Here is a 15,517-nt window from a genome sequence, read left to right as displayed (position 1 = left end):
CGGTCGGAACGGGTCAGGGCCGGCGGGTCAGGCGGCCACCTTCTCGCGCACGGCGGCGACGAGTTGGTCGTAGAGGCCACGCACGTCGTCGGCCGGAGCGGCGTCGAGGAAGTCGCCGTCGGGCGTGAGGTCCTGGCCGAAACTGAGGCCTGGACCGTCGAGGCGCAGCGCCTTGACGCGGTCGAGGACCTCGCCGAACTGCCGGGCGGATCCCGCGGCGCCGCCCCAACCGTAGCCCACGATGCCGATCGGCAGTTCGTTCCACTCGGCGTGGAGGGTGTCGATGGCGTTCTTCACGACGGCCGGGTAGCCGGCGTTGTACTCGGGCAGGGTGACGATGAGGGCGTCATAGGTGCGCACCCGCTCGGCCCAGGCGACCGTGCTGGCCTCGGCGTAGTTGCCGGTGGCCGGCAGCTCGGCCTCGGCGAGGAAGGGCAGGGCCACCTCGGCCAGGTCGATGATCTCGACCTCGGCCCCGTGCGGTGCCAGCCCGCCGACCCACGTGGCGACCTTGGTGCCGATCCGGGTCGGGCGGGAGGAACTGACGATGATTCCGATCTTGTGTGAATGCATGCACGAAACAATGCCTGAATCTTCAACCATATTCCATTCGGTGGCCGAGTGTGCCGGGCCTCACACCGCGGCCCGAGCCCGTACACGAACGAGGGCCCGGCACCCCTTGCGGGATGCCGGGCCCTTCGCTGGTGGCTCAGGCCATGCGACTCAGCGGAAGTCCGCCTCGAAGCCGCGGCCGAGGTCGAGCTCCTCGAGAGCGATCGCCTCGCCGGAGCCCTCGGACACCGGCGTGTAGTCGATCTCGTCGTACCCGAAGCTCGGGTAGATCTCGGCCTTCGCGGCCTCGGTCGGCTCGACGCGCACGTTGCGGTAGCGCGGCAGGCCGGTCCCGGCCGGGATGAGCTTACCGAGGATGACGTTCTCCTTCAGACCCAGCAGGGAGTCCGAGCGACCGCTCATCGCGGCCTCGGTCAGCACCTTCGTGGTCTCCTGGAACGACGCCGCGGACAGCCACGAGTCGGTGGCCAGGGAGGCCTTCGTGATCCCCATCAGCTCGGGGCGACCCGAGGCCGGCTGGGCACCCTCGGAGACCACCCGACGGTTCTCGTCCTCGAACCGTGCCCGCTCGGCCAGCTCACCCGGCAGCAGGCGGGAGTCACCGGAGTCGAGCACCGTGACCCGGCGCAGCATCTGCCGGACGATGACCTCGATGTGCTTGTCGTGGATGTCCACGCCCTGGGAGCGGTAGACCTCCTGGACCTCGTCCACGAGGTGCTTCTGCACCGCACGCGGGCCGAGGATCCGCAGCACCTTCTTCGGGTCAACGGCACCGGCGACCAGCTGCTGACCGACGGCGACGTGATCGCCGTCGTGCACCAGCAGTCGCGAGCGCTTGGTGACCGGGTAGGCGATCTCCTCGCTGCCGTCGTCAGGCGTGATCACCAGGCGACGCGAGCGCTCGCTCTCGTCGATGGCGATCCGGCCGGCGACCTCCGCGATCGGGGCCTCACCCTTGGGGGTGCGGGCCTCGAACAGCTCGGTCACACGCGGCAGACCCTGCGTGATGTCCTCGGCGCTCGCCACACCACCGGTGTGGAAGGTCCGCATCGTGAGCTGGGTGCCGGGCTCACCGATCGACTGGGCCGCGATGATGCCGACGGCCTCACCGATGTCGACCAGCTTGCCGGTGGCCAGCGAACGGCCGTAGCACTTGGCACAGGTGCCGACGCGGGACTCACAGGTGAGCACCGACCGGACCTTGAGCTGCTCGACACCGGCCTCGATGAGCCGGTCCAGGAGCACGTCGCCGACGTCGTCGCCGCCCTCACCGAGGACTGCGCCGTCGGGGCCGGTCACCGCACCCGCGAGGCTGCGCCCGTAGACGCTGGTCTCGACGGTGTCCGTGCGGCGTGCCTGGCCACTGGCCGTGCGCTCCAGGATCGGCAGCGTGAGCCCGCGTTCGGTGCCACAGTCGTCCTCACGGATGATGACGTCCTGGGACACGTCCACGAGACGACGGGTCAGGTAGCCGGAGTCGGCCGTCCGCAGCGCGGTGTCGGCCAGACCCTTCCGGGCGCCGTGGGTGGCGATGAAGTACTCGACCACCGAGAGGCCCTCGCGGTAGTTCGACTTGATCGGCCGCGGGATGATCTCACCCTTCGGGTTGGCCACCAGACCACGCATACCGGCGATCTGACGTACCTGCATCCAGTTCCCACGGGCACCCGAGCCGACCATCCGGTTCACCGGGTTGGTCTTCGAGAAGTTCTCCCGCATGGCGGCCGCGACCTCGTCGGTGGCCTGGTTCCAGATCTCCACGAGCTCCTGACGACGCTCGTCGTCCGTGAGTAGACCACGGTCGTACTGACCCTGGACCTTCGCGGCCTTCGTCTCGTAGCCCTCGAGGATCTGTGCCTTGTTCGCCGGCGTCGCGACGTCGGAGATCGCGATGGTCACACCCGAACGGCTGGCCCACTTGAAGCCGGCCTCCTTCAGGGCGTCCAGGCTGGCCGCGACGACCACCTTGGGGTAACGCTCCGCGAGGTCGTTGACGATCGCCGAGAGCACCTTCTTGTCCACGACCGTGTTGATGAACGGGTAGTCCACCGGCAGCGCCTCGTTGAACAGGGAGCGGCCCAGGGTGGTCTCGAACAGGATCGGGTCGCCCTCGGTGTGGCCCTCCGGCGCCTCCCAGCCCTCCGGCGGGACCAGGTCGGTCAGCCGCAGGGTGATCTTCGCGTTCAGGTCGAGCTCACCGCCGTCGAAGGCCATCAGGGCCTCCGCCGCGGAGGTGAACGCGCGGCCCTCGCCGAGCCCGCCCTCACGGTCCGACGTCAGGTGGAACAGCCCGATGATCATGTCCTGGGAGGGCATGGTCACGGGGCGTCCGTCGGACGGCTTGAGGATGTTGTTGCTCGAGAGCATCAGGATCCGTGCCTCGGCCTGCGCCTCCGCGGAGAGCGGCAGGTGCACGGCCATCTGGTCACCGTCGAAGTCGGCGTTGAACGCACCACACACCAGCGGGTGCAGGTGGATCGCCTTCCCCTCGACCAGCTGCGGCTCGAACGCCTGGATGCCCAGGCGGTGCAGCGTCGGTGCGCGGTTCAGCAGCACGGGGTGCTCGGTGATGACCTCTTCGAGGACGTCCCACACGACGGAGCGCGCACGCTCCACCATGCGCTTGGCGCTCTTGATGTTCTGCGCGTGGTTGAGGTCGACGAGCCGCTTCATGACGAACGGCTTGAACAGCTCCAGCGCCATCTGCTTGGGCAGGCCGCACTGGTGCAGCTTGAGCTGCGGGCCGACCACGATGACGCTACGACCGGAGTAGTCGACGCGCTTGCCGAGCAGGTTCTGCCGGAACCGGCCCTGCTTGCCCTTGAGCATGTCCGAGATCGACTTCAGCGGCCGGTTGCCCGGACCGGTCACCGGACGCCCACGCCGTCCGTTGTCGAACAGCGAGTCGACGGCCTCCTGCAGCATCCGCTTCTCGTTGTTCACGATGATCTCGGGCGCGCCGAGGTCGAGCAGTCGCTTCAACCGGTTGTTGCGGTTGATCACGCGGCGGTAGAGGTCGTTCAGGTCGCTGGTCGCGAACCGGCCACCGTCGAGCTGCACCATCGGACGCAGGTCCGGCGGGATCACCGGGATGCAGTCCAGCACCATGCCGAGCGGCGAGTTGTTCGTGGTCAGGAACGCGTTGACGACCTTGAGCCGCTTGAGGGCACGGGTCTTGCGCTGGCCCTTGCCGGTTCGGATCGTCTCCCGCAGCGACTCGGACTCCGCCTCGAGGTCGAAGCTCTCGAGCCGCTTCTGGATCGCTCCGGCACCCATCGATCCCTCGAAGTAGTTGCCGTAGCGGTCCTGCAGCTGGCGGTAGAGCATCTCGTCGCCCTCGAGGTCGGCGACCTTGAGGTTCTTGAAGCGGTCCCAGACCTGCTCGAGGCGGTCCAGCTCGTTGTCCGCGCGCTTGCGGATCTGAGCCATCTCACGCTCGGCCGAGTCCTTGACCTTGCGGCGGGCGTCCGCCTTGGCCCCCTCGGCCTCGAGCTCGGCCAGGTCGGCCTCGAGACGCTCGCCGCGGTTGGCCACGTCGAGGTCACGACGCTTCGCGATCTCGGCCTTCTCCAGGTCGATCTCGTTCTGCAGGCTCGGCAGGTCCTCGTGACGGCCGTCGGTGTCGACCGAGGTGATCATGTAGGCCGCGAAGTAGATGACCTTCTCGAGGTCCTTCGGAGCCAGGTCCAGCAGGTAGCCCAGCCGGGACGGGACGCCCTTGAAGTACCAGATGTGGGTCACCGGGGCGGCGAGCTCGATGTGGCCCATCCGCTCGCGGCGGACCTTCGAACGGGTCACCTCGACGCCGCAGCGCTCACAGATGATGCCCTTGAAGCGCACGCGCTTGTACTTGCCGCAGTAGCACTCCCAGTCCCGGGTGGGGCCGAAGATCTTCTCGCAGAAGAGGCCGTCCTTCTCGGGCTTGAGGGTGCGGTAGTTGATGGTCTCCGGCTTCTTGACCTCACCGTGCGACCAGGCGCGGACCTCGTCCGCGGTCGCGAGACCGATACGTAGCTCGTCGAAGACGTTGACGTCGAGCAATTTTCCTACTTCCTTCGGTGGAACACCGTGTGGAACCAAATCAGGATGAGGGGGCCGTCGGTGGCCGGGTCACGTGGACCCGGTCACCGACGGTGCCGCTCAGATCTCTTCGACGCTGCTCGCGTCGGGACGACGGGAGAGGTCGATACCGAGCTCCTCAGCGGCCCGGTACACCTCCTCGTCGGTGTCACGCATCTCGATGGACGTCCCGTCGGAGTTGAGCACCTCGACGTTCAGGCACAGCGACTGCATCTCCTTGATGAGCACCTTGAAGGACTCGGGGATGCCCGGCTCGGGGATGTTCTCGCCCTTGACGATCGCCTCGTAGACCTTGACCCGGCCGGGGACGTCGTCGGACTTGATGGTGAGCAGCTCCTGGAGCGCGTAGGCGGCGCCGTACGCCTCGAGGGCCCACACCTCCATCTCGCCGAACCGCTGACCACCGAACTGCGCCTTACCACCCAGCGGCTGCTGCGTGATCATCGAGTACGGACCCGTGGAACGCGCGTGGATCTTGTCGTCCACCAGGTGGTGCAGCTTCAGGATGTACATGTAGCCGACCGCGATCGGCGACGGGAACGGCTCGCCGGAGCGGCCGTCGAAGAGCCGCGCCTTGCCGGTCGCGTCGACGAGCCGGTCCCCGTCCCGGGTGGGGGTCGTGGAGTCCAGAAGCCCCGTCAACTCATCCTCGTGCAGACCGTCGAACACCGGCGAAGCCACCGGGGTGCCGGGCGCGCCCTTGAGCGCCTCCGGGGCGAGGTTCTTCGCCCACGCCGGGGTGGCGGACTTCGCACCTGTGCCCTCGGCGATGCCGGCCTCCCAGCCCTGCTTCGCGACCCACCCGAGGTGGGTCTCGAGGACCTGTCCGACGTTCATCCGGCCCGGCACACCGAGCGGGTTCAGGATGATGTCCACCGGGGTGCCGTCCTCGAGGAACGGCATGTCCTCAACGGGCAGGATCTTCGAGATGACGCCCTTGTTGCCGTGGCGCCCGGCGAGCTTGTCGCCGTCGGTGATCTTGCGTCGCTGGGCGATGTAGACCCGCACCAACTGGTTCACGCCCGGGGGCAGCTCGTCGCCGTCCTCGCGGTTGAACTCGCGGACCTCGATCACCGTGCCGGACTCGCCGTGGGGCACCTTCAGCGAGGTGTCGCGCACCTCACGCGCCTTCTCACCGAAGATGGCGCGCAGCAGGCGCTCCTCGGGGGTCAGCTCGGTCTCACCCTTGGGGGTGACCTTGCCGACCAGCACGTCCCCGGCCCCGACCTCGGCACCGATGCGGATGATGCCGCGCTCGTCCAGGTCCGCGAGGACCTCGTCGGAGACGTTCGGGATGTCCCGCGTGATCTCCTCCGGCCCGAGCTTCGTGTCGCGAGCGTCGACCTCGTGCTCCTCGATGTGGATCGAGGAGAGGACGTCGTCCTGGACCAGACGCTGGGAGAGGATGATCGCGTCCTCGTAGTTGTGACCCTCCCACGACATGAACGCGACCAGCAGGTTGCGTCCGAGAGCGAGCTCGCCCTCGTCGGTGGCGGGGCCGTCCGCGAGCACGGAACCGACCTCGACCCGGGCGCCCTCCTCGACCAGCACCCGCTGGTTGTAGGACGTGCCCTGGTTGGAGCGACGGAACTTGGCGACCCGGTAGGTGAACGTGGTGGCGTCGTCCTGGGCCACGACGATCGCGTCCGCGGACACCTCCTGCACCACACCCGGCTTCGTGGCCACGATGACGTCACCGGCGTCGACCGCCGCGCGGCGCTCCATGCCGGTTCCGACGAGCGGGGCCTCGCTGCGGACCAGCGGCACGGCCTGGCGCTGCATGTTCGCGCCCATGAGGGCGCGGTTCGCGTCGTCGTGCTCGAGGAACGGGATCATCGCGGTCGCGACGGAGACCATCTGACGTGCGGAGACGTCCATGTAGTCCACGTTCTCGGCAGCGATGTCCAGCGTGTCCCCGCCGCGGACCCGGACCAGCACGTCGGACTCGGCGAAGTGGCCGTCGTCCGTCAGCGGGGCGTTGGCCTGCGCGATGACGTAGCGGTCCTCGTCGTCGGCGGTGAGGTAGTCCACATCGTCGGTGACGCGACCCTTGACGACCTTGCGGTACGGGGTCTCGACGAAACCGAACGGGTTGATGCGGGCGTACGTCGCCAGCGACCCGATCAGCCCGATGTTCGGACCCTCCGGGGTCTCGATCGGGCACATCCGGCCGTAGTGCGAGGGGTGGACGTCACGGACCTCCATGCCGGCGCGGTCACGGGAGAGACCACCCGGACCGAGCGCGGACAGCCGGCGCTTGTGGGTCAGACCCGCGAGCGGGTTGTTCTGGTCCATGAACTGCGACAGCTGGCTGGTCCCGAAGAACTCCTTGATGGAGGCGACGACGGGACGGATGTTGATCAGGGTCTGCGGCGTGATCGCCTCGACGTCCTGGGTGGTCATCCGCTCCCGGACCACGCGCTCCATCCGGGACAGCCCGGTCCGCACCTGGTTCTGGATGAGCTCGCCCACGGCGCGGATACGACGGTTGCCGAAGTGGTCGATGTCGTCGGTCTCGACGCGGACGGCCACCTCCTTGCCGTCCTTGAGGCCGGGGATCTCGGCCTCACCCTTGTGCAGTGCGGCGAGGTACTTGATGGTGGCGATGATGTCGTCGCGCGAGAGCACGGAGTCGTCGATCGCGGCGTCCACGCCGAGCTTCTTGTTCACCTTGTAGCGGCCGACCTTCGCCAGGTCGTAACGCTTGGAGTTGAAGTAGAAGTTGTCGAGCAGGGCGGTGCCGGCCTCGACCGTGGGCGGCTCACCCGGACGGATCTTGCGGTAGATGTCGAGCAGCGCCTCGTCCTGCGTGTGGACGCTGTCCTTCTCGAGGGTCTCCAGCACGGACGGGTAGTCGGCGAAAGACTCGCGGATCTCGCTCTCGGTCATGCCGAGGGCCTTGAGGAACACCGTGACCGACTGCTTGCGCTTGCGGTCGACGCGCACGCCGACGGCGTCGCGCTTGTCGATCTCGAACTCGAGCCAGGCGCCGCGGGAAGGGATCACCTTGGTGGTGAAGATGTCCTTGTCGGAGGTCTTGTCCGGGGTGCGCTCGAAGTACACGCCGGGCGACCGGACGAGCTGGGACACGACGACCCGCTCGGTGCCGTTGATGATGAAGGTGCCGCGCTCGGTCATGAGCGGGAACTCGCCCATGAAGACCGTCTGCGACTTGATCTCACCGGTCGTGTAGTTGACGAACTCCGCCGTGACGAACAGCGGCGCGGAGAAGGTGAAGTCCTTCTCCTTGCACTCGTCGGCGGTGTACTTCGGGGGCTCGAACCGGTGGTCCCGGAACGACAGCGACATCGTCGCCCCGAAGTCCTCGATCGGTGAGATCTCTTCGAAGATCTCCTCGAGGCCGGAGGTCATGGTGACGTCGTTGTTGCCCGAGTCGACGGCAGCCTGAACACGCGCCTGCCACTCCTCATTGCCGAGCAGCCAGTCGAAGCTGTCGGTCTGCAACCCGAGCAGGTCGGGTGCCTGGAGAGGCTCTTGGATCTTTGCGAAGGAGACCCGTCGAGAGGCGGTACGTTGGGCGATAGCGTCGGTAGTCGGAGCAGAAGGGGTGCGCGAGGCAGCCAAGAGGGGTCCTTCCCTACGAATTGTGTGCACGCGCGCCGGACCACCCCGAACAAACCCCGCCCGAACTTCGCCCGGGACCGACATCGCACACGTGGACGTGAACGATGAACCCGGTTCGGGAAGCATGTGCTGGGGGCAGAAGACAGCGCAAAGCGACAGCATAGCCACTTTGGCTACGCTTGTCCAGTGGCGACGAGGCCCGCACCGTGTCCGGTGCGGGCCTCGTCATTGTGGCCGCGCCGACATCTGTCGATGCCGTGGCCTGGTACCGCAGGCGGGCCGCCGCGCTCCACCTCGTCATCGCTCGCGGCGCGACGTGGCGGAGCCGGGCACCCGCCGTCAGATCACTTGACGGTGACGGTGGCGCCGGCGCCCTCGAGGGCTTCCTTCGCCTTGTCGGCGGCGTCCTTCGCCACGCCCTCGACGATCGCCTTGGGGGCGCTGTCGACGAGGTCCTTGGCCTCCTTCAGGCCGAGGCTCGTGAGGGCGCGCACCTCCTTGATGACCTGGATCTTCTTGTCGCCGACCGACTCGAGGATGACGTCGAACTCCGTCTGCTCCTCGGCCTCGTCAGCGGCGCCGCCACCGGCGGCCGGGCCGGCGGCGACCGCAACGGCGGCCGGGGCGGCGGCGGTGACCTCGAAGGTCTCCTCGAACTGCTTCACGAACTCGGAGAGCTCGATGAGGGTGAGCTCCTTGAAAGCGTCAATGAGCTCGTCGGTGCTGAGCTTCGCCATGATGGCGTTCCTTCCTGTTGGTCCTGCTTGCGGAGAAGCAGTGGGTGGTTGGTCGAAGACCGGGCCTCAGGCCGCGGCCTCCGTCGCCTGCTTCTCACGCAGGGCTTCGATGGTGCGCACCGCCTTGGAGGCAGGGGCGTTGAAGACGTAGGCCGCCTGGTGCAGCTTCGCCTTGAACGCACCGGCCGCCTTGGCCAGGAGCACCTCGCGGGACTCGAGGTCCGCGAGCTTGGTGACGTCCTCGGACGTCAGGGCGCGCCCGTCGAGGACACCACCCTTGATGACCAGCTTGGGGTTCGCCTTGGCGAAGTCACGCAGGCTCTTGGCCGCCTCGACCGGGTCACCGGAGATGAAGGCGATGGCCGACGGACCGGTGAGCTCGCCATCGAACGCGTCGATGCCGGCCTCCTTGGCCGCGATGCCGGTGAGCGTGTTCTTCACCACGGCGAAGCTGGTGGTACCGCCGAGATCGGTGCGCAGCGACTTGAGCTGGGCCACCGTGAGCCCGCGGTACTCGGTCAGCACAGCGGCCGTGGACTGGCGGAACTTCTCCGTCAGTTCGGCAACTGCTGCCGCCTTGTCAGGCCGTGCCATGGGCCCTCCTTCCGAGATGTGCCGCGAAGGTCGAGGGGCGCACATACGGAAAGAACCCCGCGCAGATGCACGGGGTTCGAATTCGGAACTGACGTTCCGGCACTGATCGAACTCGTTCACCTGCGCTGGCTCCGCATCTGCGGACTTGGCCCCGTCGTGTGACGGGCGACCGGCGGTCTTGGGCAGGCACAAGTTTACACAGCGTCGGCGACCGGGCCAAATCCCGGGCCTGTGGGATGGGCCACGGCGTGACCGGCCGGACTCGACGCTCACACGTCGGCCCGGCCCCCCGTCTTCAGGGGCCGGGCCGATGGTCGTGCAACGGGCGGGTCTCAGACCTCCGCGGACAGCTTCGCCGGGTCGATCGCAATGCCGGGGCCCATGGTCGTACTGAGCACGGCCTTGGTGATGTAGCGGCCCTTGGAGGAGGCCGGCTTCAGGCGCATGACCTCCTCGTAGGCGGCCGTGTAGTTCTCCAGCAGCTTCTCGGGGCTGAACGAGACCTTCCCGATGATGAAGTGCAGGTTGGCGTGCTTGTCCACCCGGAAGTCGATCTTGCCGCCCTTGATGTCGGTGACGGCCTTGGTGACGTCCATGGTGACGGTGCCGGTCTTCGGGTTCGGCATCAGGCCACGGGGCCCGAGCACACGGCCGAGTCGACCGACCTTGCCCATCAGGTCCGGCGTGGCGACGGCCGCGTCGAAGTCGGTGTAGCCGCCGGCGACCTTCTCGATGAGTTCGTCGCCGCCGACCTCGTCGGCACCGGCCGCGATGGCCTGCTCCGCGCGGTCACCGGTCGCGAAGACCAGCACCCGGGCCGTCTTGCCGGTGCCGTGCGGGAGGTTCACGGTGCCGCGAACCATCTGGTCGGCCTTGCGGGGGTCGACCCCGAGCCGGAACGCGACCTCGACGGTCGAGTCGAACTTCGTCGCGGCACCCTTGCGGGCGACCTCGATCGCCTCCGCTGGGGCGTAGACGTGGTCGGCCTCCACGAGTTCGGCGGCCTTGCGGTAATCCTTGCTGCGCGTGGTCATCTGCTTCTCCTTCGACTGAGCAGTCGTGGTGCGGGCCCGCGCGGACCCTTCCACTGTGCGGCGGGCGTGGCGCCCGCAGCGGGTTGTGGGTCAGGGACGGTTCAGTCCGTGACGGTGATGCCCATGGAACGGGCGGTGCCGGCGATGATCAGCGACGCGGCGTCGAGATCATTGGCGTTGAGGTCCTCGAACTTGGTCTGGGCGATCTCGCGGACCTGCTCCTTGGTCAGCGAACCGACCTTGGTCGTGTGCGGGGTACCGGAGCCCTTGGCCACACCGGCGGCCTTCTTGATGAGCTCGGCGGCCGGCGGCGTCTTCGTGATGAACGTGAACGAGCGGTCCTCGTAGACGGTGATCTCGACCGGGATCACGTTGCCGCGCTGCGACTCGGTGGCCGCGTTGTAGGCCTTGCAGAACTCCATGATGTTCACGCCGTGCTGACCGAGCGCGGGGCCGATCGGCGGCGCGGGGTTGGCCGCGCCGGCCTGGATCTGGAGCTTGATGAGGCCGGTGACCTTCTTCTTGGGGGGCATGCCTTGCTGCTTTCTGTTGATGGGCCTACGCCGTGGGCGATGACCCGGTTGCACGACCTTGCGGTCAGGGCCCGGTCCGGACCCTTGCTCGGATGAGCGGGATCAGATCTTGGCGACCTGGTTGAACGACAGCTCGACGGGCGTCTCGCGGCCGAAGATCGAGACCAGCACCTTGAGCTTCTGGGCCTCGGCATTGATCTCGGAGATGGTGGCCGGCAGGGTGTCGAACGGGCCGTCGGTGACGGTGACCGACTCGCCCACGGTGAAGTCGACCTGCACGGCGGGAGTGGCGGCCGGGGCGCGACCACCGGTCGCGGCCGGGGCCTTCTGCTCCACCGTGGTGGCGAGCATCGACATGACCTCGTCCATGCTCAGCGGGACCGGCGAGTGCGTGTGCCCGACGAAGCCGGTGACGCCCGGGGTGTGCCGCACGGCGCCCCAGGACTCGTCGGTGAGGTCCATCCGCACCAGCACGTAGCTGGGGATCCGCACCCGGCGGACCACCTTGCGGACGGAGTTCTTGATCTCGACGACCTCCTCCATGGGCACCTCGACCTGGAAGATGTAGTCCTCCATGTTGAGTGACTGGATCCGGGACTCGAGGTTGACCTTCACCCGGTTCTCGTAGCCGGCGTAGGAGTGGATCACGTACCAGTCGCCGGGCAGCATCCGCAGTTCGCGCCGGAAGGCGACGAGCGGGTCCTCGTCCTCGTCGGTGGCGTCGACGCCGGCCTCGGCGGAATCCTGCTCGGACACGGCCGAGTCCTCGGCGATGCCCGCGGGGTCCGTACCGTCGCCGGAGTCCACGCCGTCGGCGCCGACCTCCTCGACGACGTCGACCGCCTCGCCGGTGTCGCGGGTCTCTTCAGACACGTCCTGACCTGCTTCCCTCGTCTTGTCCTGCTCGTTGATCCTGCATGCTTCATCGAGAATCGGAACCGTCCGACCTCGTCATTGTCCCGCTTCGCGCAACTGGCGTCACATCGCCGGTGACGCCCCCCGGGGCATCGTGGTGGGAGCCTGCGGCGCTAGGAGCCGAACGCCCAGAGCACCAGCTTGCCGATCGCGAAGTCCAGCACTCCGACGTACGCCATGATGATCAGCACGAACACGACCACCACCGCGATGTAGGTCAGCAGTTCGGACCGGGTCGGGGTGACGACCTTCCGGAGTTCGGCGATCACCTGGCGGACGAAGAGCGCGATCCGCTGGAAGACGTTCAGCCGCACCTCGCGCTCGGCCTCCGCACGGCTCCGGGTCGCGCGACCCTTGCCGGCTCCCGCGGTCGCGGCCACGGCCTTGTCCGCCCTGGCCGACGTGGGCTTCGCGGACCCCGACTTGCTCACGGACCGCCCGCCCGCGTCCGAGGAGGCCCGCCGGGAGGTGGACCGGCTCGCGCTCCCGGTCGTGGCGGCCGCCTCCGTCGAGGAGTCGGTCGCGGGCTCGTCGACGGCGTCGCTCGCGTTCTCGTCGGAGTCGGAGCCCACGTCGTCGGCGTCGGCCACCTCCGCCGAGGAGACCTCGTCGACGGGGTCGGTGGGGCCGGTGACGTCGCCACGTTCGCCGCCGTCGGGTTCGCCCGACTCCGGGTTCGTGGGTGTGCTCACAGGTGTTCCCCAACTCGTTCGTGTGGATGGCGGCTCGACGGGCGATCGACGGACTGTGCAGGGCAGGAGGGACTCGAACCCTCAACCGCCGGTTTTGGAGACCGGTGCGCTACCAATTGCGCCACTACCCTTCGCGATGAGTGCCGCCCGGGTGCCGGTGGACCAGGGCCACTCGGGCACGATCCATCATGGCGGGCGTCAACCACCTCGGATGAGTGTACGGGAGTCGGCGCCATGGGTCGAACCCGTGTGCCGAGGCTCACCGTCCAGGATCCCGGCGGGCACGGGCAACTACGGGATAATCGTTCGATGGGCCTTCGTCGACTCCGCCTGCGCGCCTCGGTGCGCACCCGCGTGATGGTCGCGCTCGTACTCCTCACGACCCTCACGGTGGCCCTGGCCGGCACCATCGCCTACGTCCTGGAGACCAACCGGGTCGACGACCGCATCCGCGCCGTCCTGCAGGACTCGAGGGCCGAGTTCGACAAGCTCGCGACCGACGGTATCGATCCCACCACGGGCGAGCCCTTCGCGTCGGCGGAAGCCCTGCTGCGCACCGCCCTGAGCAGGATGGTCGTGCAGCCGAACGAGGCCATGTTCTCGATGCTGGGCACCGAGGTGGCCCTGGTGGCCGATGCGGGTCCGACCCAGCAGTGGATCACCGAGGACCCCGAACTCGTCGCCGCCGTCGCCGACGCCGCCAACTGGGAGCGGAGCCGGTTCTGGCAGGTCAGCACGCAGGTGCGGACCTACTACGTGGCGGCGGTGCCGGTCGCCCCGGAGCCCGGCGGCACGCCCGGCGCCCTCGTGCTCGCCTGGAACCTCGACGCCGAGCACGCGGAACTGGGCGAGACGTTCCGCACCTACGCCCTCGTGGCCCTCGGTGCGATCGCCTGGATGGCCCTGATCGGCTGGTTCGTGGTCGGTGGTCTGCTCGAACCGATCAAGCTGCTGCGCACCGCGGCGGACGAGATCGCCACGTCCAGCGACCTGTCCCGGCGGATCCCGGTGGTCGGCAACGACGACCTCGCCGTGCTCACCGAGACCATCAACGGGATGCTGGCCCGACTCGAGGAGGCGTTCGCGTCCCAGCGCCAGTTGCTCGACGACGTCGGTCATGAGCTGCGCACCCCGCTGACCATCATCCGGGGTCACCTCGAACTGATGGACCCCACCGACCCGGTCGACGCCGCGGGTACCAAGGACCTCGCACTCGACGAGCTCGACCGGATGAACGGGCTCGTGGAGGACCTGGTCACGCTGGCGAAGGCGAGCCGGCCCGACTTCGTCAGCCCCGAGCCCACGGACGTCGCCCTGCTCACCGACGAGGTCCTTACCAAGGCCCGACCGCTCGGGGACCGGCGCTGGACCCTGGACGGCCTCGCCGACGTCACGGCCGAGATCGACCCGCGCCGGATCACGCAGGCGCTGCTCCAGCTCGCCTCGAACGCGGTGAAGTTCTCCGAGCCGGGATCCACGATCGCACTGGGGAGCTCGGCGACGAACACCGAGGTCCGGCTCTGGGTCCGCGACGAGGGCGTCGGCATCGCCGAGGAGGACCTGGGCCGGATCTTCGACCGCTTCGAGCGTGCGGGCAGCCCCGCCGAGGGTTCCGGGCTCGGCCTGACCATCGTGCGCTCCATCGCCACGGCGCACCACGGCCGCGCGAGCGCCGAGTCCAGGCTCGGTCACGGCACGACCGTCAGTATCCACTTGCCCCTCGTGGCCGCGCCCGAGATGTTGCCTGACCCAGCCGACCCCGATGGCCCGACCGACCCGGCGCCGGACGAGTCCCCCAGCCCGGACCACCCTTCCGAGCCCTCCCACCACGCCGGCGGCGAGCCGAGCACCACCACCCTGGAGAACAGATGAGCCAGATCCTGATCGCTGAGGACGAGGTCCGGATCTCGTCCTTCGTCGCGAAGGGGCTCCGCTCCGCCGGGTACGCACCCACCGCCGTCACCACCGGCCGGGAGGCGGTGGACCTCGCGAGCACCGGTGACTTCGACCTGATGGTCCTCGACCTCGGGCTGCCAGACATCGACGGCTTCGCGGTGCTGCGCCAGGTCCGGGCGATGAACATCACGATTCCCGTGATCATCCTGACCGCCCGGAACTCGGTGACGGACACCGTGGCCGGTCTCGAGAGCGGCGCCGACGACTACATGGCGAAGCCGTTCCGGTTCGAGGAGTTGCTGGCCAGGGTCCGTCTGCGGCTCCGCTCGGAGGCGGGCGCCGCCGAGCCGACCACGCTCGTGCACGGCGACCTCTCCCTCGACCTGCGGACCCGCCGGGCCCGCGCCGGGGGTGCCGAGGTGGACCTGTCGGCCCGGGAGTTCACCCTCGCCGAGACGTTCCTCCGCAACCCCGGGCAGGTGCTCACCCGCGAGCAGTTGCTCTCACGGGTCTGGGGCTACGACTTCGACCCGGGTTCGAACGTCGTCGACGTCTATGTGCGCTATCTGCGCAAGAAGCTCGGCGCCGAGCGCTTCGAGACGGTGCGCGGCATGGGGTACCGGCTGCGCTGAGGCGCACCGACGCCGGGCGGCCCGACGGGTGGCCACCCGGCGTCGACGCGGACCCGGTGGAGACGGTGGACGTCGCCGCGATCGTCCCGTTCGCCTCAGTCGCCCGAGTCCGCGGACGCGGCGGAGACGGCGGACGCGGGCGAGGCGGCGGACACCGGCGAGGCCTGCGCCACCGGCGACGGCGCGGACGGCGCGGGTGCCGGCGCCGGTGCCGGTGCCGGTGCCGCCGGCGAAGGTGCCGGCGCC

Annotated in this window: 11 protein-coding genes and 1 tRNA gene; 2 read left to right on the top strand and 10 right to left on the bottom strand. The window is 68.6% G+C overall.

The features are described from left to right. Positions 1 to 27: 27 nt before the first annotated feature. The 10 genes from EXU48_RS23035 to EXU48_RS22990 form a co-directional block, all read right to left on the bottom strand. Positions 28 to 573, bottom strand: a complete 546-nt coding sequence (locus EXU48_RS23035; protein ID WP_165962959.1) for an NADPH-dependent FMN reductase — start codon at positions 571 to 573, stop codon at positions 28 to 30. A gap of 150 nt (positions 574 to 723) precedes the next feature. After that, positions 724 to 4,614 (bottom strand): DNA-directed RNA polymerase subunit beta', encoded by a 3,891-nt coding sequence (locus tag EXU48_RS23030; RefSeq protein ID WP_133110049.1) that lies wholly within the window; start codon positions 4,612 to 4,614, stop codon positions 724 to 726. A 99-nt stretch (positions 4,615 to 4,713) separates the two neighbouring features. Continuing rightward, positions 4,714 to 8,238, bottom strand: coding sequence for a DNA-directed RNA polymerase subunit beta (gene rpoB / locus EXU48_RS23025; RefSeq protein WP_133110048.1), 3,525 nt, complete (start codon positions 8,236 to 8,238; stop codon positions 4,714 to 4,716). A 344-nt stretch (positions 8,239 to 8,582) separates the two neighbouring features. Beyond that, positions 8,583 to 8,975 (bottom strand): 50S ribosomal protein L7/L12, encoded by a 393-nt coding sequence (gene rplL / locus EXU48_RS23020; protein ID WP_133110047.1) that lies wholly within the window; start codon positions 8,973 to 8,975, stop codon positions 8,583 to 8,585. A gap of 66 nt (positions 8,976 to 9,041) precedes the next feature. Beyond that, a complete protein-coding gene (gene rplJ, locus EXU48_RS23015; protein ID WP_133110046.1) occupies positions 9,042 to 9,569 on the bottom strand; it encodes a 50S ribosomal protein L10 in 528 nt (175 codons plus the stop codon). Positions 9,570 to 9,901: 332 nt separating this feature from the next. After that, positions 9,902 to 10,603: a 50S ribosomal protein L1 gene (gene rplA, locus EXU48_RS23010; protein ID WP_133110045.1), complete on the bottom strand. Its 702-nt coding sequence runs from the start codon at positions 10,601 to 10,603 to the stop codon at positions 9,902 to 9,904. 101 nt (positions 10,604 to 10,704) lie between these two features. Beyond that, positions 10,705 to 11,136: a 50S ribosomal protein L11 gene (gene rplK / locus EXU48_RS23005; RefSeq protein WP_133110044.1), complete on the bottom strand. Its 432-nt coding sequence runs from the start codon at positions 11,134 to 11,136 to the stop codon at positions 10,705 to 10,707. A 102-nt stretch (positions 11,137 to 11,238) separates the two neighbouring features. Further along, entirely contained in the window at positions 11,239 to 12,009 is a 771-nt protein-coding gene (nusG, locus tag EXU48_RS23000; protein WP_133110043.1) for a transcription termination/antitermination protein NusG, read from the bottom strand. A gap of 155 nt (positions 12,010 to 12,164) precedes the next feature. Then, complete coding sequence (gene secE / locus EXU48_RS25470; RefSeq protein WP_328591670.1) at positions 12,165 to 12,743, bottom strand: preprotein translocase subunit SecE; 579 nt, start codon at positions 12,741 to 12,743, stop codon at positions 12,165 to 12,167. A 58-nt stretch (positions 12,744 to 12,801) separates the two neighbouring features. Further along, a tRNA-Trp gene (locus EXU48_RS22990) sits at positions 12,802 to 12,874 on the bottom strand. A 178-nt stretch (positions 12,875 to 13,052) separates the two neighbouring features. Between EXU48_RS22990 and EXU48_RS22985 the strand changes: the two genes are divergently transcribed. Together EXU48_RS22985 and EXU48_RS22980 are read left to right on the top strand one after the other, a co-directional pair. After that, entirely contained in the window at positions 13,053 to 14,615 is a 1,563-nt protein-coding gene (locus tag EXU48_RS22985; RefSeq protein WP_133110042.1) for a sensor histidine kinase, read from the top strand. After that, the gene (locus EXU48_RS22980; RefSeq protein WP_133110041.1) at positions 14,612 to 15,271 is read left to right on the top strand and encodes a response regulator transcription factor; all 660 of its coding nucleotides are present in this window, start codon (positions 14,612 to 14,614) and stop codon (positions 15,269 to 15,271) included. Before EXU48_RS22985 ends, EXU48_RS22980 begins: the two co-directional genes overlap by 4 nt. Positions 15,272 to 15,517 lie beyond the last annotated feature (246 nt).

This window comes from Occultella glacieicola, from assembly GCF_004353825.1.
Classification (GTDB): domain Bacteria; phylum Actinomycetota; class Actinomycetes; order Actinomycetales; family Beutenbergiaceae; genus Occultella; species Occultella glacieicola.
This window is presented reverse-complemented; position numbering and strand designations above follow the sequence as displayed.

Bases quoted from the DNA above. Each gene is read 5' to 3' on its own strand.
- rplL (WP_133110047.1), bottom strand. From the start codon at position 8,975: ATGGCGAAGCTCAGCACCGACGAGCTCATTGACGCTTTCAAGGAGCTC.
- EXU48_RS22985 (WP_133110042.1), top strand. From the start codon at position 13,053: ATGGGCCTTCGTCGACTCCGCCTGCGCGCCTCGGTGCGCACCCGCGTG.
- EXU48_RS22980 (WP_133110041.1), top strand. From the start codon at position 14,612: ATGAGCCAGATCCTGATCGCTGAGGACGAGGTCCGGATCTCGTCCTTC.
- rplA (WP_133110045.1), bottom strand. From the start codon at position 10,603: ATGACCACGCGCAGCAAGGATTACCGCAAGGCCGCCGAACTCGTGGAG.
- rplJ (WP_133110046.1), bottom strand. From the start codon at position 9,569: ATGGCACGGCCTGACAAGGCGGCAGCAGTTGCCGAACTGACGGAGAAG.
- rplK (WP_133110044.1), bottom strand. From the start codon at position 11,136: ATGCCCCCCAAGAAGAAGGTCACCGGCCTCATCAAGCTCCAGATCCAG.
- EXU48_RS23035 (WP_165962959.1), bottom strand. From the start codon at position 573: ATGCATTCACACAAGATCGGAATCATCGTCAGTTCCTCCCGCCCGACC.